An 18,642-nucleotide genomic window follows, 5' to 3' on the forward strand; every position below is an offset into this window, starting at 1 on the left:
GCCGAGGGCTCCCTCGGCGGCGGTTCTCGTTTCAGTGGGCGACCGGAGGGCGCGGTGCCCTCCCCTCGCCTCGTGTCACTTGACGATCTGCGCCAGCGCGCCGGAGGCGTAGCCGGCGGCGACCTTCTCGAGGTCGAGCGGCTTGATCTTCGACGCGTTGCCGGCGGTGCCGAAGGCTTCGAAGCGCGCCTTGCAGACCTTCGACGCGGCCTTCTGGGCCTCGGCGAGATACTTGCGCGGATCGAACTCGGACGGCTTGGTCGCCATCACGCGGCGGATGGCGGCGGTCATGGCGAGGCGCAGGTCGGTGTCGATGTTCACTTTCCGGACGCCGTACTTGATGCCCTCGACGATCTCCTCGACCGGCACGCCGTAGGTCTCCTTCATGTCGCCGCCGAACTCGCGGATCTCGGCCAGCAGCTCCTGCGGCACCGACGAGGAGCCGTGCATCACCAGGTGCGTGTTCGGGATGCGGGCGTTGATCTCCTTGATGCGCGAAATGGCGAGGATCTCGCCCGTCGGCTTCTTGGTGAACTTGTAGGCGCCGTGCGAGGTGCCGATGGCGATCGCCAGCGCGTCGACCTGGGTCTGCTTGACGAAGTCGGCGGCCTGATCCGGGTCGGTCAGGAGCTGCTCGCGGGTCATGGTGCCCTCGGCGCCGTGACCGTCCTCCTTGTCGCCCTTCATGGTCTCGAGCGACCCGAGCACGCCGAGCTCACCCTCGACCGACACACCGATCGAATGGGCGAAGTTGACGACGGTGCGGGTCGTCTCGACGTTGTATTCGTAGGAGGCGACGGTCTTGCCGTCGGCCTGCAGCGAGCCGTCCATCATGACGGAGGTGAAGCCGGAGCGGATCGCCGCCTGACAGATCGCCGGCGAGGCGCCGTGGTCCTGGTGCATGCACACCGGGATCTCGGGATAGGCCTCGACGGCGGCCTGGATCAGGTGGCGCAGGAACTGTTCACCGGCATATTTGCGGGCACCGGCCGAGCCCTGGAGGATGACCGGGCTGTCGGTTTCGCGGGCCGCTTCCATGATGGCGCGGACCTGTTCCATGTTGTTGACGTTGAAGGCCGGCAGGCCGTAGCCGTTCTCGGCGGCGTGGTCGAGCAACTGGCGCATGGATACGAGCGGCATCGGGATCTCCTCGAATTCGACGCGATCGCCGGGCGATGAGTGAGACGATCGACGTCGGTCTGGTTAAGCCCGCTTCCGCTTCGGTTCAAGCCGATCCTTCGACCATCGTGGGCATCACGGACCCTTCGCGGGCCGGAAAAGCGAAACCGCCGCGGGGGTTGGCCGCGGCGGTTGGAACGTTTCCGAAGTGACGATCCGGCGGCTCAGCCGAGCAGACCCTTCACCGTGGCGACGACGTTGTCGGCGGTCATGCCGAAGAGCGGCCACAGCGCCTTCTCCGGCGCGCTCTCGCCGAAGCGGTCGATGCCGATCACCGCGCCGTCGCGGCCGGCGACCTTCCACCAGCCGCGGGTCGTGCCGGCCTCGACCACGACGGTCGGCAGGTTCGGCAGGATAGCGTCGCGCTCGGCCTTCGGGCGACGCTCGAAGGCTTCGACGCAGGGCATGGAGACGACGCGCACCGCGATCCCCTCTTCGCCGAGCGCCTCGGCGGCGGCGACGGCGAGCGCCACTTCCGAACCGGTGGCGACGATGACCGCCTTCGGCTCGGCCGCCTCGACGAGCACGTAACCACCCTTCGAGATCTCGGCGATCTGACCGGGCGTGCGGGCCTGATGCGGCAGGTTCTGACGCGACAGCAGCAACGCCGACGGGCCGTCGGCACGGGAGACGGCGGAGACCCAGGCGGCCTGGGTTTCGACCGCGTCGCAGGGCCGCCAGACGTCGAGGCCCGGGATGACGCGCAGCGCTTCGGCATGCTCGACCGGCTGATGGGTCGGGCCGTCCTCGCCGAGGCCGATACTGTCGTGGGTGTAGACGTGCACCACCTTCTGCTTCATCAGCGCCGACATGCGCACGCCGTTGCGGGCATAGTCGGAGAAGACCAGGAAGGTGGCGACGTAGGGCAGGAAGCCGCCGTGCAGCGAGGCGCCGTTGGCGATCGCCGTCATGCCGAACTCGCGCACGCCGTAGAGCACCGCGTCGCCGGCCGGGTTGCGGGTGATCGGGGTCTGACCCTTGTAGTTGGTCAGGTTCGAATGGGTCAGGTCGGCCGAACCGCCGAGGAACTCGGGCAGCTTCGGCGCGAGCAGGTTGAGCGCGTTCTGCGACGCCTTGCGGGTGGCGATGGTCTCGCCCTTGGCCGCGACCTCGGCGATGATGCCGGCGGCGAAGGCTTCGAAGTCGGCCGGCAGCGCGTGGCCGACGCGACGGGTGAATTCGGCGGCGAGATCGGGATGGGCCTTCGCATAGGCCTCGAAACGGCTCTCCCAGTTGCCGGAGAGTTCGCCACCACGGGTGGTGCGATCCCAGGCGGCGTAGACGTCGTCGGGGATCTCGAACGGGGCATGATCCCAGTTCATCGCGGCGCGGACGCCGGCGATCTCCTCGGCGCCGAGGGGGGCGCCGTGGCAGCCCTCGGTGCCCTGCTTCTTGGGCGCGCCCTTGCCGATGACGGTCCTGGCCTGGATCAGCACCGGCTTGTCCGTCACGGCGGACGCGGCGGTCATCGCGGCGTCGAGCGCCTTCGGATCGTGGCCGTCGACGTCGCGGATGACGTGCCAGCCGTAGGCTTCGTAGCGGCCGCAGACGTCTTCGCCGAACCACTCGCCGACCTTGCCGTCGATCGAGATGCCGTTGTCGTCCCAGACCACCTTGAGCTTGCCGAGACCGAGGGTGCCGGCGAGCGAGCAGGCTTCGTGGGAGACGCCCTCCATCAGGCAGCCGTCACCGACGAAGACCCAGGTGCGGTGGTCGACGATGTCGTGGCCGGGGCGATTGAACTGGGCGGCGAGGGTCTTCTCGGCGATGGCCATGCCGACGGCGTTGGCGATGCCCTGACCGAGCGGGCCGGTGGTGGTCTCGACGCCGGGGGTGTAGCCGTATTCGGGGTGGCCCGGGGTCTTGGAATGGAGCTGGCGGAACTGCTTCAGGTCGTCGATCGTCAGATCGAAGCCGGTCAGATGCAGCAGCGCGTACATCAGCATCGAGCCGTGGCCGTTGGACAGCACGAAGCGGTCGCGATCGGGCCAGCTCGGCTTCTTCGGGTCGAAGCGCAGGTGATTCAGCCACAGCACCGAGGCGATGTCGGCCATGCCCATCGGCGCGCCGGGGTGGCCGGACTTGGCCTGTTCGACGGCGTCCATGGCCAGGGCGCGGATGGCGGCGGAGACCTTCCAGGTCAGGCCGTCGGTCGCGGTCACGGTCATCTCGCTTCTCCTTTTCGCCCGACGCCCGTATTCGGGTCGGCCGGGGTTTCCTCAGGTGTTCTCGTTCCCGTGGTGAACCACGGCCCGACCGTCAACCGCCAGACCGAGGCCTGAATGTCAACGGGCGAGACACGAAAACGCGCGGCCGAAGCCGGCCGCGCGTCGATTGGTCTCGCCCGTCGGCGAGGCGTCTTGGGGTGCGGATCCGCCGCCGGAGCCCGGTCACTGCGCGGCGGAGACGACCTCGTCCTCGTCGAGGATGTGGTGGCTCTCGATGCGCTGGACCTCGTGCGCGGAGCCGAAGACCAGCGGCACGCGCTGATGCAGGATGCTCGGCTCGAGATCGAGGATGTTCTCGTTGCCGGTCGACACGGCGCCGTGGGCCTGCTCGACGACCCAACCGATCGGGTTCGACTCGTAGACGAGGCGGAGGCGACCCTCCTGGTAGCCCTTGCGCTTGTCGGCCGGATAGAGATAGACGCCGCCGCGCACCAGGATGCGGTGGCCGTCGGCGACGAGGCTGCCGACCCAGCGCATGTTGGTGTCTTCGCCGCGCGCCCCTTCCATGCCGTGGATGCACTCTTCGATGTAGCGCTTGGTCGGCTCGTTCCAGTGGCGCTGGTTCGACGAGTTGATGGCGAATTCCCGAGTCCGCTCCGGGATCCGCATGGCGGGGTTGGTGAGGATGAAGGTGCCGCGACGACGGTCGAGGGTGAACATCTGCGTCCCCTCGCCCACCGTCATCACCAGGGTCGTCTGCGGCCCGTAGAGGATGTAGCCGGCGGCGAGCTGGTCGCGGCCCTTCTGCAGGAAGGCGTCGTGGGTGGAGGCGTCGACATGGTCGGGCGCCGGCAGCACCGAGAAGATGGTGCCGATCGACACGTTGGTGTCGATGTTCGACGAGCCGTCGAGCGGATCGACGGCGACGAGGACGGTGCCGTCGTCGTGGATGGCGATCGGATGGTCGAGCTCTTCCGAAGCGATGGCGGCGACCGGCGCGCGCTTGCAGGCTTCGACCAGCAACTCGTTGGAATGAAGATCGAGGAACTTCTGGACTTCGCCCTGAACGTTCTCGGTGACGGCGGCGGCGAGTTCGCCGGCGAGCGGGCCGTCGGAGACCAGCGCGGCGATGTCACGGCCGGCATCGGCGAGGGCGTTGACGGTGGCGGCGATGTCGCGGCGCATGCGGTCGCGGCCGGCCCACTTCTCCAGGAAGGACCACAGGCTCTCGTTCTTCATCGGGTATCGTCCTCGGTTGTCGTTTCGGCCGTCGGAGGGCGACGGCGGTTCGCGGGTGATCGCGTCGCGCTCGGAAAAACGGGCGATCGAACCGGCGACGTCGCTCTTCAGATGCCCCGACTACGCTCGTTTCGCAACCTACGCATCTCGACATTTCGTCGGTATTGGTCGAAGAAAGCGACGTCCTCGTGAACATACGGAGCGCAAATCTCCGTATTCCGCGACGTATCGGCTCCGCGATTCGGCAAGGAATGGCTGGCAAAACATGAATTCCAGTGAATCGTCATCCGGCGGCGCGGCTCACGGCGAGGAGAAACTCGCGCCACACCTGCGTAAGAAGCGGCTCGGCGCCAAACCGCTGATGCACGAGACTTCGGTCGTGCGCGACAGCCGCTTCGGCAAGTACTGCAAGGTGGGGGCGCGGACGACGGTGATCGAGAGCGTCTTCGGCGACTACTCCTACGCCGTCAACGACTGCGAGATCGTCTATTCCGACATCGGCAAATTCGTCTCGATCGGCGCGCTCACCGGCCTCAACCCGGCCAACCATCCGATGGAACGCGCCGCCCAGGCGCACTTCACCTATCGCTCCTGGCAATATTTCGAGGACGTCGCCGACGAGGCGGAGGAGTTCGAGAAGCGGCGGGCGCAGCGGGTCGTCGTCGGTCACGACGTGTGGATCGGCCGGGCGGCGATCGTGCTGCCGGGGCGGTCGATCGGCAACGGCGCCATCGTCGGCGCCGGCGCGGTCGTGACCAAGAACGTCGCGCCCTACACCATCGTCGCCGGCAATCCGGCGCGGGTCGTCCGCCGGCGTTTCTCGGAAGAGATTTCCGAGCGGCTCGACCGGCTCGCCTGGTGGGACTGGGCGCATCGCGACCTGCGCCGCGCCGTGCCGGATTTCCGCTCGCTCTCGGTCGAAGCCTTCCTCGACAGGTGGGAGGGCGAAGTCCCGCGGTGAACGCCGCTCCGGCGGCGGGGCTCCGGCGGGGGGCGCGCCCGACTTCTCCCCGCTCGCGTTCGCGACCTCATCATCGTCGGATCTCATCCCGCCGAGGATCCCGACGATGACCTTCTCCATCCGTAAGCATCGCCTCGTCGCCGAAGGGCGCGCGGTCGACCTCCTGCTCTCGCCCAACACCGGCGGCCTCTTCGCCGAGACGCCGCGCCTTCTGGTGATCCACTTCACCGCGGGGGCGAGCGGCCGATCGTCGGCCGAGTGGTTCCGCTCATCGCAGAACCGCTCGTCCTCGGCGCATCTGGTGATCGACCGCGACGGATCGGTGATCCAGTGCGTGCCCTTCGACACCGTCGCCTGGCACGCGGGGCGATCGCAGTGGCAGGGCCTCGTCGGGCTCAATCGCCATTCGCTCGGCATCGAACTGGCCAATTGGGGCGACCTCACGCGACGCGGCGCGGCCTGGGTGACCTCGTCCGGCGTGCCGATCCCCGATCCGGTGATGGCAGTGCACCGCAACGGCAATCCGGACGGATCGCGCGGCCCCATCGGCTGGGAGCCCTATCCGGAGGCGCAGTTGCGCGCTCTGACCGAGATCGCCCGGGCGCTTCGCGAGACCTACGGCATCGCCGAGATCGTCGGGCACGACGACATCGCGCCGACCCGCAAGTCCGATCCCGGCCCGGCCTTCGCGATGGAGCGGCTGCGCGCCGCCGTGATCGGCAGCGGCCGCGACGAGGACGGCGATCCGGCGCTGCGGGTCGCGGCGAAGGGTGGGCTCAATCTCAGGAGCGGCCCGGGCACCGGGTTCTCGGTCCTCGAGCTTCTGCCGCAGGGCACGCTGGTGCGGCCGAGCGAGCGCGACGGGCGCTGGTTCGACGTCGCGGTGCTCGACGGCGACGGCCGGGCGCGGCGATCGGGTTGGGTGCATTCGGCCCATCTGGCGTGAGCGGAAGCGTGCGCGGCACGGGGCTCCTCCGACCAATCGACGCCTTGGCGCGGCCGCACAACGGGTCTAGAACGCGGCGATCGTCGCGGCGTTCCGCCGCAGGCCCGGCGCGACCCTTCGCGCCCTTCGGGAGACCCCCTCGATGACCACCGAGACGCCGGCGTTCCAATACTCCGAGATGTTCCCGCTCGGCAAAGACACCACCCCGTGGCGCAAGCTCACCTCCGACCACGTCAAGGTCGAGAGCTTCCAGGGCGAGGAGATGCTGGTGGTCGAGCCGGAGGCGCTGCGCCTCCTCTCCGAAGCGGCGATGGGCGAGATCAACCATTTCCTGCGGCCGGGCCACCTCGCCCAGCTCGCCAAGATCCTGAAGGACCCGGAGGCGACCGAGAACGACAAGTTCGTCGCTCTCGACCTCCTCAAGAACGCCTCGATCTCGGCCGGCGGCGTGCTGCCTATGTGCCAGGACACCGGCACCGCCATCGTCATGGGAAAGAAGGGCCGTCGCGTCTTCACCAGGGGCGGTGACGAGCAGGCACTGGCCGAGGGCGTGCGCGACGCCTACTTCCGCCGCAACCTGCGCTATTCGCAGCTGGCGCCGATCACCATGTTCGAGGAGAAGAACACCCGCAACAATCTCCCGGCGCAGATCGACATCTACGAAGAGGGCGAGGACGCCTACAAGTTCCTGTTCATGGCCAAGGGCGGCGGCTCGGCCAACAAGACCTATCTGTTCCAGCAGACCCCCTCGATGCTGACCGAGGAGCGGATGCTCGGCTTCATCGCCGAGAAGATCCTCACCCTCGGCACAGCCGCCTGCCCGCCCTACCACCTCGCCATCGTCATCGGCGGCACCTCGGCCGAACTGAACCTCAAGACGGTGAAGCTCGCCTCGGCGCGCTACCTCGACGCCCTGCCGACCAAAGGCACCGAACTCGGCCACGCCTTCCGTGACCTCGACATGGAAGAGAAGGTGCTGAAGATCACCCAGGCCTCGGGTGTCGGCGCGCAGTTCGGCGGCAAGTACTTCTGCCACGACGTCCGCGTCATCCGCCTGCCGCGTCACGGCGCATCGCTGCCGATCGGCATGGGCGTCTCGTGCTCGGCCGACCGTCAGTGCCTGGGCAAGATCACCCGGGACGGCATCTACATCGAACAGCTCGAGCACGATCCGGCGCAGTACCTGCCGGAGATCACCGACGACCATCTCGACGACGGCGTCGTCAAGATCGACCTGAACCGGCCGATGGCGGACGTTCTGGCCGAGCTGACCAAGTATCCGATCAAGACCCGGCTGTCGCTGACCGGCTCGCTGATCGTCGCCCGCGACCTCGCCCACGCCAAGATCCGCGAGCGGCTGGAGAAGGGCGAGGGCATGCCCGAGTACTTCAAGAACCATCCGATCTACTACGCCGGTCCGGCCAAGACCCCGGAGGGCATGCCGTCCGGCTCGTTCGGTCCGACCACCGCCGGCCGCATGGACAGTTACGTCGACCAGTTCCAGTCGTTCGGCGGATCGATGATCATGCTCGCCAAGGGCAACCGCTCGGCGGCGGTGCGCGACGCCTGCAAGAAGTACGGCGGCTTCTACCTCGGCTCGATCGGCGGCCCGGCGGCGCGTCTCGCCCAGGACTGCATCAGACGAGTCGAGTGCATCGAGTACCCGGAACTCGGCATGGAAGCGATCTGGCGCATCGACGTCGTCGACTTCCCCGCCTTCATCGTCTGCGACGACAAGGGGAACGACTTCTTCAAGGAGCTCAATCTGGGCTGAGGCTGCGGGTCGGTCGTTCCCCTTGCTTCCATGCTGCCCATGTCGGCAACAGCCGACATGGGATGGAACGACTTCTTCAAGGAATTGAACCTGGGCCGAGGCTGCGGGTCGCTTCCGAGTTCGACCGGACCAGATGCCGTCATCCCCGGCTGAAGCGAAGCGGAGGGGAAGGGGATCCATCGGCGCTTCGTCGGGGCGAAAAGCGAGCGGGTCCCCTTCCCTCGCTCCGCTCGCCGGGGACGACGGCCGAGGGAAACGTGACGCGGTCTCCGCGGCGCGTCCTCTTGGCCGACCGTCGAAACCGACCCGCTCGGCTTCCCGACGCCGACGTGGAGAAGCCGAGCCGCGACCCCGGCCGGAGCGGGTTCGAATACCGAGACCCCCGCGTCGATCGCTCGGCGCGGGGGTCTTCGTTTCCGGAACGCGGTGATCAGGCGCGGGCGCGGCGGCCGCCGTGTTGGGTGATGGTGGCCTTGGCTTCGGCGGCGTCGACGCGGCCGTAGTGCTCCCGCTCGAAGCGGGCCTGACCGGACGAGAATTTGAGGCGGCGCTGACGCAGTTCGACGATGCGAGCGTAGGCCGCTTCGCCGACATCGAGACCACGGGTGACGGTGGCGATACCGACGCTGTCGGCACGGACCAGGACGCGCAGCACCTGGCTCTCGTCGATCCCGGCGATCTCGCCGAGCAGGCAGGCGAGATCGGCGTGATGATCGGCATCGGCGAGTTCGACGACGGCGGCGTCGAGGGTCATTTCGCCGGCGCGGATGCGGCCGACGAGGCGGGCGACGTCCGGGCGTTCGTCGAGATGCGATGCGGCGCGCTTGGCCGGGGCTTCCGACCCGGTCGACGCGTCCAGGACCTTGGGGCCGTTCGACGAGCGGGTGCGGGCGGCGGCCACGGCGGTCTCGTGGCTCTCCTTCGACTTCTCGACGATGCGCCGCAAGGTGTCGCGCATGCAGCGCGCCAGCACGTCGGCGAGGTCCGGACGCTCGATGAGAATGCGGAACAGTTCCTCGTCCCGTTCGGCACGATGCTGCAGTTCGCGAGCGCCGTCGTCGGTGAACTCGGCGCCGGGGTTGGTTCCCAGGCGATGAAGGACGGCGTCCGAACCGTGACGAACCAGGACGTCGGTGACGGCTCCGGAGAGACTGACGCGGGCGGCGATCGCCATGCGGTGTTCGTCGCCCTTGGTCTCGGCGAGCGAGATCAGATCGAGATCGGTCAGATCGACCGCGCGCTGCAAAACCGGTTCGGCGACGCGAATCTCGTCTTCGGCGAGAACGAGAATGACGTCGTGGGGCACCTTGCCGTGATCGGCGGCGACCTCGGCGAACTCGCGGCGGTCGCTGGCGGCGGCGGTCGTCAGGATGGCGCGAACGATGTCGAAGAAGATTTCGAGTTCGGTCTCGTCGGCTTCGCGCTCGACGAGAATCAGACGCGTCAGATCGCCGAGAAGTCGTCCTCGCCCCGTGGTGCTCGTATCGCGCGCGAGCAGATCGAGATGTGTCGAATCGAGAGCCATCGACGTTCCTTGGAACCGACGAGACTTCCTCGTCGAGACACCACCAATCGGACGATCATCGGTGATCTTCATTAGGCATTGTTTAACGGGAGGGGCGGAGTTCCGTGACGAATTCGACGAAATTCACGGAGGTCGGAGGGAGGGGCGTTGCAGGGGGAACACAGCGTCACCGAAATAACGCAGGAGGCCGAATTCGAGCCGTCTCCTCACGTCGGCGTGTCTTGTTCCGGCGACGCTCGGCGGACATTATGCCGTCGGGTTTCGGGGTGACGCGTCACCCGGAAGACGTATGCATTTCAGCTACTGAAGATCGACGAGGACGGCATGAGCAGGACGATGCTTGTGGCGGCGGCCGTGGCGATCGGGGTGATGGCACTCCCGATGCGGGCCGACGCGGAATACAATCCGGGCGTTCAGGTGCGTTACGACGCGATGGGCAATCTGGTCGAAGGTCCCGGATCGGCCGGCTACTCGTCCGGTGGTCCCTCCTACACGCCGATCCAGCGCGAGGTGGTGAGCTTCGATCCGAAGTACGGCAAGGGCACCATCGTGGTGAACACCGCGGAGCGCCGCCTCTATCTCGTCCTCGGCGACGGCAAGGCGCTGCGTTACGGCATCGGCGTCGGCCGTCCGGGCTTCGCCTGGGCCGGTGCCCACTCGGTGACCCGCAAGGCCGAATGGCCGGGCTGGACCCCGCCGCCGCAGATGCGCCGCCGCCAGCCTCACCTGCCGGCCTACATGCCCGGCGGTCCGGACAACCCGCTCGGCGCCCGCGCCATGTACATCGGCTCGACCTTCTACCGCATCCACGGCTCCAACGAGCCCTGGACCATCGGTCAGGCCGTGTCGTCGGGCTGCTTCCGCATGACCAACGACGACGTCACCGACCTCTACGAGCGCGTCAAGGTCGGCGCCCGGGTGGTGGTGATCAACTGATCGATCGCGAACACCGCGAAACGCGAAGAAGCCGGAGGGAGACCTCCGGCTTCTTTCGTTTTCGGGCGGCGTGACGGCGCGCGGACGTCGAGCGAGGCGTGCGCCGTGCGATGGTTCGAGGCTCGCTCCGCTCGCACCTCACCATGAAGGGTGTGAGATCGGAACGGAGGGAGCAGGCGCTTCATGGTGAGGTGCCCCGCGCGAGCGGGGCCGCGATCCATCGCGCAGGGAAGCGGCCGGCCGGCTCCGATGCAGCGGTCGCTTCGCCCGTTCCGAGGGAAGCGACGGGCCCAACGCGAGGCTCACTTCTCGCGCTCGAGGCCCTTGGCGGCGAGCTCTTCGAGGTAGCGCGCCCAGAGCATGTCGTGGTCACGGCCGAGCTCGGCGAGATGGACCCAGGTGTAGATGCCGGTGTCGTGAAGATCGTCGAAGTTCAGGCGGACGGCGTAGTTGCCGACCGGCTCGATGCCGAGGATCTCGACGTCGCGCTTGCCACCGACGGTCTTGCGCTCGGCCGCCGAATGGCCCTGGACTTCGGCCGAGGGGCTCATGACGCGTAGGAATTCGGCCGGCAACTCGTGGCGTTCGCCGCCGTCGAAGGAGACGATCAGGGTCCGCCGGTCCTTGGTCAGACGAATCTCGGTCGGGCGGACGGTCCGGGTGGTCATCGCGGCGCAACTCCTCGCTTCTCGGGTTCCTGCGGGACATAGGTCGGTGACCGGGGATGCGCAAGTCTCACCGACGCCGGTTGACGGCGACGCCCCGCGACATATGGTTCACCCCGACGGACGGCGCGGCGACGACCTCGCCGGCGCCGGCGGTGGAGTGGGACATGGCTTTCGTGGTGGGTGAGGACGGACGGTCGCGGTTGGTCGACCCCTTCGGTCGATCGATCAGTTACCTGCGCGTCTCGGTGACGGACCGCTGCGATTTCCGCTGCCACTACTGCATGTCGGAAGACATGACCTTCCTGCCCAAGAAGGATGTGCTCAGCCTCGAGGAGCTCGATCGGCTGTGCTCCGCCTTCGTGCGGCTGGGGACGCGCAAGATCCGTCTCACCGGCGGCGAACCGCTGGTGCGCAAGGGCGTGATGACGTTGATCGGCTCGCTGGCGCGCCATCTCGGCGACGGCCTCGACGAGCTGACCCTGACCACCAACGGCTCGCAGTTGGCGAAACACGCCGGCGACCTCGCCGCCGTCGGCATCCGCCGCATCAACGTCTCGCTCGACACGCTCGATGCGGAGAAGTTCCGCGGCATCACCCGCTGGGGCGAACTCGCTCCGGTGCTCGCCGGCATCGATGCGGCGCTCGCCGCCGGGCTCTCGGTCAAGCTCAACACGGTGGCGGTGAAGGACTTCAACGAGTCCGAGATCGACGACCTCCTGCGCTTCGCCCATGGGCGCGGCATGGACCTGACGCTGATCGAGACGATGCCGCTCGGCGAGATCGGCGGCGACCGGATCGATCAGTATCTGCCGCTCTCCAAGGTGCGCACCGATCTCGAGAGCCGCTTCACGCTCTCCGACATCGACCATCGCTCCGGCGGCCCGGCACGCTACGTGCGGGTGGCGGAGACCGGCGGGCGGCTCGGCTTCATCACGCCGATGACCCACAATTTCTGTGAGAGCTGCAACCGGGTCCGGCTGACCTGCACCGGCACGCTCTACATGTGCCTCGGCCAGAACGACGCCGTCGACCTGCGCAAGGTGCTGCGCACCAGCGACGGCGACGAGGCGATCGACCGGGCGATCGAGGGCGCGATCGACCGCAAACCCAAGGGCCACGACTTCGTCATCGAGCGCTCGGGCGCCGGTCCGTCGATCCTGCGCCACATGAGCACCACCGGCGGCTGACCACCCCGCCCGTCGGCATCCGCCACGAAAGCTCGGACGTCGCGTCGATACGGCCGCTCGGGGCGAGCCCGGCGTGCCGCGCGGAGCCGGGTCGCGAGAGCGTGAATGGTCGGCGCCGAGGCGATCGGCTATGCGATTTCGGATCCTTCAGCCCTCCATCGGGATTCTCCATGGCTCCCTCCCGGGACAATTCGCGCGGCATCCTCGCGATGAACGTCGCGATGTTCTCGTTCATCACCTCCGACACGCTGGTGAAATACGTCACGCAGTCGCTGCCGCTCGGCGAGGCGATCTTCCTGCGCGGCGCGATCGCTTCGGTGATCGTCGGCCTCGTGGTCGTCTGGGCGGGCACCGGACGGGCGTGGCGGACGATGTTCGAACCGTTGATGGGGCTCCGGCTCGTCGGCGAGGTCGGGGCGACGCTGTTCTATCTGGTGGCGCTGGTGCACATGCCGATCGCCAATGTCTCGGCGGTGTTCCAGGCCACGCCGCTCGCCATGACGGCGAGCGCCGCGCTGTTTCTCGGCGAAGAGGTCGGGCCACGGCGCTGGGCGGCGATCGCCGTCGGCTTCATCGGCGTGATGGTCATCGTGCGGCCGGGGCTCGCCGGCTTCGACGCCTGGTCGATCGCGGTGTTGATCTCGGTCGCCTTCGTCGCGCTGCGCGACATCTCGACGGCACGCCTGCCGGCCTCCGCCCCCGCTTCGCTGGTCACTTTCGTCACGGCGCTGGCGGTGACGGCGCTCGGACTGGCACTGTGGCCGTTCGAGCATCTGGTCGGCAAACGCGTCGAGTGGATCGTGCCGGACGGCTTCACCGGCGCTCTGGTGGCGGCCAACGCGGTGACGCTGCTGTCCGGCTACGTCTTCCTGCTCTTCGCCACCCGGTTCGCCGAGACCTCGGCGATCGCACCCTTCCGCTACACGCTGCTCGTCTGGTCGTTCGTGTTCGGCATCGTCGTCTTCGGCCAATACCCGGACATGGCCACGCTGATCGGGGCGGCGATCGTCGTCGGCACCGGGCTCTATTCGTTCCATCGCGAACGCGCCCGCCGCGCCGTGACACGGCCCGCTGCCGCCCACCCGTCGGTGGGGGGAGCCGACGGCGATCCCTCTTGACGAAAGGGCCGATTCGTCCGACCTGTGTGGGGTGTCGGCGAACCGGTTCCGCTCGCCCCACGACACCCGGTACCGGGCCCCTCTGGCGAGAGACGTCGGCGCTCTCGTGATGTCGGTACCGCCGTCCACGCGCCGGCGTCTCCTCGTTGCCACCATGACCGAGATCGATTCTTCGCGCGCCCGCATGATCCGGCGCGGCGACCGTATCCGTGAGAGCGGATGCTCCGACCAGCGAGTTGCAGGAGGTGCGCGATGAGCGGCGAGGCGTCCGGGAAGGGCTTCTTCGATTACTTCAAATGGGCTCTCATCGTCACCGGCGCCGGGCTGGCGCTCGGGGCGGCGCTCGGCTGGCAGTCGACCGGCACGATCGCCGGCACCGGCACCGTCTTCTTCATCTGCGCGGTGCTGGCGGTGCTGGAGATCTCGCTCTCCTTCGACAACGCCATCGTCAACGCCAACAAGCTGAAGGACATGACGCCGGCGTGGCGTCATCGGTTCCTCACCTGGGGCATCGTCATCGCCGTCTTCGGCATGCGCGTCGTCTTCCCGCTGGCGATCGTCGCGGTGGCGGCGCGGATCGGACCGATCGAAGCGCTCCATCTCGCGGCGACCCGGCCGGAGGAATACGCGCGCATCATGCAGGATGCGCACCTGCCGATCGCCGCCTTCGGCGGCACCTTCCTCTTGATGGTCGGGCTCACCTACTTCTTCGATCACGAGAAGGAGGTGCACTGGATCGACCTGCCCGAGCGTTTCATGGCGCGGTCGGCGACGATCAAGGGGATCGAGATCGCCGTCGTGCTGGTGCTGATGCTCGGCTTCTCCAGCCTGCTTTCGGAGAAGGATGCGATCACCTTCGTCTATTCGGCGATCTACGGCCTCCTCACCTTCCTCGCGGTCGAGGTGCTGGGGGCGATGCTCGACGCCTCGCAGGAGACGCTGTCCCAGGCGGCGCGCGGCGGGCTCGGCGCCTTCCTCTATCTCGAAGTGCTCGACGCCAGCTTCTCCTTCGACGGCGTCATCGGCGCTTTCGCGCTCACCCAGAACCTCTTCGTCATCGCCATCGGTCTCGGCATCGGCGCCATGTACGTGCGCTCGATGACCATCATGCTGGTCGACAAGGGCACGCTCACCGAATACCGCTACCTGGAACACGGCGCCTTCTACGCGATCGTCATCCTGTCGGTGATCATGTACGCCCAGACGCTGATCCACATCCCGGAGGTGTTCACCGGCCTCGGCGGCGCGGCGCTGATCGGTATCTCGTGGTGGTCGTCGATCCGCTTCAACCATCGGGCGGAACGCGACGCGACATCCTGAGATCGCCTTCGGCAGGGCACCCGACCATCCCGACCTCGGTCGCCGGGACACCGGCACCGTCGGCGGCGCGCCGAGGACCTCGGCACGCCGCAGCACAGGCCCGTTCGCCATACGAACCGACCGGAAATCCCCGGCGCCGCGGGCGCTGGCGGCTAGGACTTTCGTCGGGACCTTGCTATAGGAGGCGATCCGCGCGCGCGACGACGAAAGAGGCGGCGGCACGCGGCGAGCGGAAGGGGTGGCAGGCGAAACCGGCACAGAACCGGGTCGAATCCCCTCTGGATAAATCTTCTGACCAGTCTATAAAACTGGCCCGAAGAAAGCTCGGGTTTGGGAGGATACCAGCTTGAACGCCCTCATCGCATTCTCGCGATCCGTCGACGCGGTCACCGTACGGATGGGGCGCCTCGTCGCCTGGCTCCTGGTGGCGGCGATCGTGATCTCGACGGTGAACGCCGTCATCCGCAAGCTCTTCGACATGTCGTCGAACGCCTGGCTCGAAGCGCAGTGGATGCTGTTCGGAGCGGTCTTCCTGCTGTGTGCGTCCTGGACGCTGCAGGCCAACGAGCACATCCGCATCGACATCGTGAACTCGAGCCTGTCGCGCAAGACGCGCAACATCATCGAGCTCATCGGCCACATCTTCTTCCTGCTGCCGATGGCGGCGGTGATCGTGTGGACGGCTCTGCCCTTCTTCCTCGCCTCCTATGAAGCGAACGAGCAGTCCTTCTCGGCCGGCGGTCTGCCGCAGTGGCCGGCGAAGTTCCTGGTCCTCGCCGGGTTCGTCGTCCTCTTCATCCAGGCTCTCTCGGAGCTGATCAAGCGCATCGCGGTGATGCGTGGTCTGATCGAGGACGCCCATACTGCCGGCGGCCATCACGCCGCGGCCGAGGCCGAAGCCGAGCGCCTGCTCGCGGCCACCGAGGCCGCCGCTGCCGAAGACAAGGCGAAGTCCGCCCACTGACGTTCCCGCCCAGGCCGATCCCCCTCGCCGGGCGAGGGCGCGGGTCGGCTCCGCTCACTCGCTTCTCGGACCGACCTCATGGCTGCGTTCATCGCCCACAACATCGCCCCGATCATGTTCGCATCGTTGGTGGTGTTCCTGCTCCTCGGCTATCCGGTGGCCTTCTCGCTCGCCGGCTGCGGCCTCTTCTTCTTCTGGATCGGCGTCGAACTGGCGCCCTACTCCAGCGGCAACATCAACCTCGACTGGATCCTGCTGCAGACGCTCCCCGAGCGCATCTACGGCATCATGAACAACGACGTGCTGCTGGCCATTCCGTTCTTCACCTTCATGGGGTTGATATTGGAACGGTCGGGCATGGCGGAGGATCTGCTCGACACCATCGGCCAGCTGTTCGGCACGGTGCGCGGCGGCCTCGCCTATGCGGTGATCTTCGTCGGCGCACTGCTCGCCGCGACCACCGGCGTCGTCGCGGCCTCGGTCATCTCGATGGGCCTGATCTCGCTGCCGATCATGCTGCGCTACGGCTACGATCGGCGTCTCGCCACCGGCGTCATCGCCGCGTCGGGCACACTCGCCCAGATCATCCCGCCGTCGCTGGTGCTGATCGTCATGGCCGACCAGCTCGGTGCCGACGTCGGTGCCATGTACGAGGGCGCCTTCGTCCCCGGACTGGTGCTGTCGAGCCTCTATGCGCTCTACGTCTTCCTGGTCACGGTGATCTTCCCCAAGGCGGCTCCGGGTCTGCCGGCCTCGGCGGTCGGCTTCCAGGAGGGTGACGGCCCGACGGCGTCGCGGATGGCGCGCATCAACGCGCTGCTGCTGCTCTCCGGCATGGCGGTGGCGGCGGTCGGCTTCATCCCGACGCTGCGCGGCACCTTCTCGGCGGCCTTCTCCGCCGAAGGCACGGTGCACGACATCGTGTTCTCGGGCTTCCTGGCGCTGTTCACCGTCGGTGCGGTGCTGTTCCTGGTGAAGCTGGTCAAGGTGCTGCTCTCCGGCAAGGAGAACCGCGGCATCCTCTCGCTCGCCTTCCTGGTGATGGTCTCCGGCATCGTCGGCTGGGCGGTGATGAGCCGCACCTCGATCAAGGGCGGCGCCGACTTCGTCATCCTGGCGATGTCGGTGTCGGTCGGCTTCTCCTTCGCGGTGGCCTGCGTCAACTGGGTGACGGACCGTCTGTTCGGCTTCCGCTTCCTGTCGAAGATCGCCCAGCAGGTGACCTTCGTCATGGTGCCGCCGCTGGCGCTGATCTTCCTGGTGCTCGGCACCATCTTCATCGGCGTCGCGACGCCGACCGAAGGCGGCGCCATGGGCGCTTCCGGCGCGCTGCTGCTCGCCTGGCTGAAGCGGACGATCGACAAGGACCCGAGCCGGTTCAATTTCGCCATCGTCAAGCAGGCGGCGGAATCCACCGCCAAGCTCTCGGCCTTCGTGCTCTTCATCCTGGTCGGCGCGCGCGTCTTCTCGCTCACCTTCTACGGGGTGAACGGCCACGTCTGGGTCGAGGAGATGCTGTCGTCGCTGCCGGGCGGCCTCTACGGCTTCCTGATCATCGTCAACATCGCGGTCTTCCTGCTCGCCTTCTTCCTCGACTTCTTCGAGCTGGCGTTCATCGTCATCCCGCTGTTGAAGCCTGCGGTCGAGAAGATCTTCACCACCGACCCGACGGCGCTGGCGCTGGCGGCTCAGTTCAACCTGACGACACCGGAGGACATCGCCAAGACGATGATCATCTGGTTCGGCGTGATGATGGGCGTCAACATGCAGACGTCGTTCATGCATCCGCCCTTCGGCTTCGCCCTGTTCTTCCTGCGCTCGGTCGCCCCGCGCAATCCCTACAAGGACAAGATCACCGGCCAGACCATGGCGCCGGTGAAGACCTCCGAGATCTATTGGGGTGCGGTGCCCTTCGTCGTCATCCAGCTGATCATGGTGACGCTGGTGATCACCACGCCGGGGATGGTGGTCTCGGCGAAGGAGAAGGTGAACCTCGAAGACCAGAAGAAGGCGCTCGAGCAACTCAACAACATCCCGCAGATCGAGATCCCCGGTCTCGACCTCGGCGGACCGCCGAAGTTCTGAGGTCGACGCACTCATACCGAGCGGATGAAGTTCCGACCTGTTCGGAACTTCATCCGCGAAGGCAAGCCCGAACGGGCGCCGGCCGGTCAGGTCGTAACTCACGAAATTCGGACGAGTCCGAATTTCGTGAACTCGGTATCAAGAAACACGAAGGGGAGCCCCAGGGCTCCCCTTCTGCGTTTCCGGCGATGCGTCGCGCCTCGTGCGACGGGCTCGCTGTTCCACGCCATGCCTGCGGCGCGCCTCGCGCGGGAGACCGACGCCGCCCGCGGGCGGAGAGTGGGGGCGGGAGCGACCACCGTCGGCGACATCCCCGCGGTCGCGAGCGGTGGCCGGCGAGGAGCGAAGGCGGTCGCGGGCGGGGTCCGCGTCGCACCGGATGCGGGCCTCATACCAAAGGCCGAAGGTGCTGACGCACCCGGCCTTTGAACACACGCGAATTTCTCATCTGCGTCAGAGGCATGAGAAATTCGCGTCGGGAATACCATCGGTCATTTTCAATGGCCGATGGTATCACGAGACCTGTGCGCGGTTGGACCATCATGTTGATTTGATGCGTTTAATGTGCCTCT

General features: G+C 67.3%; 14 protein-coding genes. 9 read left to right on the plus strand and 5 right to left on the minus strand.

From position 1 onward, the window contains the following. Positions 1–75: 75 nt before the first annotated feature. The 3 genes from fba to V7Q42_RS08700 all read right to left on the minus strand — a co-directional run bounded on the left by fba (position 76) and on the right by V7Q42_RS08700 (position 4,586). Positions 76–1,140 carry a class II fructose-bisphosphate aldolase gene (gene fba, locus V7Q42_RS08690; protein ID WP_333823594.1) on the minus strand — a complete coding sequence of 355 codons (1,065 nt, stop codon included), beginning with the start codon at positions 1,138–1,140 and terminating at the stop codon, positions 76–78. 203 nt (positions 1,141–1,343) lie between these two features. Further along, the gene (gene tkt / locus V7Q42_RS08695) at positions 1,344–3,347 is read right to left on the minus strand and encodes a transketolase (protein ID WP_333823595.1); all 2,004 of its coding nucleotides are present in this window, start codon (positions 3,345–3,347) and stop codon (positions 1,344–1,346) included. A 222-nt stretch (positions 3,348–3,569) separates the two neighbouring features. Beyond that, positions 3,570–4,586 (minus strand): class 1 fructose-bisphosphatase, encoded by a 1,017-nt coding sequence (locus tag V7Q42_RS08700; protein ID WP_333823596.1) that lies wholly within the window; start codon positions 4,584–4,586, stop codon positions 3,570–3,572. A gap of 328 nt (positions 4,587–4,914) precedes the next feature. On the opposite strand from V7Q42_RS08700, the gene V7Q42_RS08705 reads away from it, so the two are divergent. The 3 genes from V7Q42_RS08705 to V7Q42_RS08715 all read left to right on the plus strand — a co-directional run bounded on the left by V7Q42_RS08705 (position 4,915) and on the right by V7Q42_RS08715 (position 8,267). Continuing rightward, a complete protein-coding gene (locus V7Q42_RS08705; protein WP_442958180.1) occupies positions 4,915–5,547 on the plus strand; it encodes a chloramphenicol acetyltransferase in 633 nt (210 codons plus the stop codon). A gap of 106 nt (positions 5,548–5,653) precedes the next feature. Next, positions 5,654–6,493 (plus strand): N-acetylmuramoyl-L-alanine amidase, encoded by an 840-nt coding sequence (locus tag V7Q42_RS08710; RefSeq protein WP_333823598.1) that lies wholly within the window; start codon positions 5,654–5,656, stop codon positions 6,491–6,493. A gap of 142 nt (positions 6,494–6,635) precedes the next feature. Beyond that, a complete protein-coding gene (locus tag V7Q42_RS08715) occupies positions 6,636–8,267 on the plus strand; it encodes a fumarate hydratase (RefSeq protein ID WP_333823599.1) in 1,632 nt (543 codons plus the stop codon). A 430-nt stretch (positions 8,268–8,697) separates the two neighbouring features. Here the strand turns inward: V7Q42_RS08715 and V7Q42_RS08720 are convergent, their stop codons facing one another. Further along, positions 8,698–9,792, minus strand: a complete 1,095-nt coding sequence (locus V7Q42_RS08720; protein WP_333823600.1) for a DUF2336 domain-containing protein — start codon at positions 9,790–9,792, stop codon at positions 8,698–8,700. A gap of 324 nt (positions 9,793–10,116) precedes the next feature. Between V7Q42_RS08720 and V7Q42_RS08725 the strand changes: the two genes are divergently transcribed. Next, complete coding sequence (locus V7Q42_RS08725; protein ID WP_333823601.1) at positions 10,117–10,728, plus strand: L,D-transpeptidase; 612 nt, start codon at positions 10,117–10,119, stop codon at positions 10,726–10,728. Between the two features lie 302 nt (positions 10,729–11,030). On the opposite strand, the gene V7Q42_RS08730 is transcribed toward V7Q42_RS08725, so the two are convergent. Next, positions 11,031–11,396 (minus strand): DUF971 domain-containing protein, encoded by a 366-nt coding sequence (locus V7Q42_RS08730; RefSeq protein WP_333823602.1) that lies wholly within the window; start codon positions 11,394–11,396, stop codon positions 11,031–11,033. Between the two features lie 164 nt (positions 11,397–11,560). Between V7Q42_RS08730 and moaA the strand changes: the two genes are divergently transcribed. From moaA to V7Q42_RS08755, 5 genes are all read left to right on the plus strand, one after another. Next, positions 11,561–12,583: a GTP 3',8-cyclase MoaA gene (gene moaA / locus V7Q42_RS08735; RefSeq protein ID WP_333823603.1), complete on the plus strand. Its 1,023-nt coding sequence runs from the start codon at positions 11,561–11,563 to the stop codon at positions 12,581–12,583. 170 nt (positions 12,584–12,753) lie between these two features. Next, complete coding sequence (locus V7Q42_RS08740) at positions 12,754–13,701, plus strand: DMT family transporter (RefSeq protein WP_333823604.1); 948 nt, start codon at positions 12,754–12,756, stop codon at positions 13,699–13,701. Between the two features lie 252 nt (positions 13,702–13,953). Next, on the plus strand, positions 13,954–15,021 hold the full coding sequence (locus V7Q42_RS08745) for a DUF475 domain-containing protein (RefSeq protein WP_333823605.1): 1,068 nt from the start codon (positions 13,954–13,956) through the stop codon (positions 15,019–15,021). A 346-nt stretch (positions 15,022–15,367) separates the two neighbouring features. Further along, entirely contained in the window at positions 15,368–15,985 is a 618-nt protein-coding gene (locus V7Q42_RS08750; RefSeq protein ID WP_333823606.1) for a TRAP transporter small permease subunit, read from the plus strand. Positions 15,986–16,063: 78 nt separating this feature from the next. Continuing rightward, on the plus strand, positions 16,064–18,070 hold the full coding sequence (locus V7Q42_RS08755; RefSeq protein WP_333823607.1) for a TRAP transporter large permease: 2,007 nt from the start codon (positions 16,064–16,066) through the stop codon (positions 18,068–18,070). Positions 18,071–18,642 lie beyond the last annotated feature (572 nt).

Origin of the sequence: Pinisolibacter sp. (assembly GCF_036782435.1) — a bacterium.
In the GTDB taxonomy this organism is placed as follows: domain Bacteria; phylum Pseudomonadota; class Alphaproteobacteria; order Rhizobiales; family Ancalomicrobiaceae; genus CALBKH01.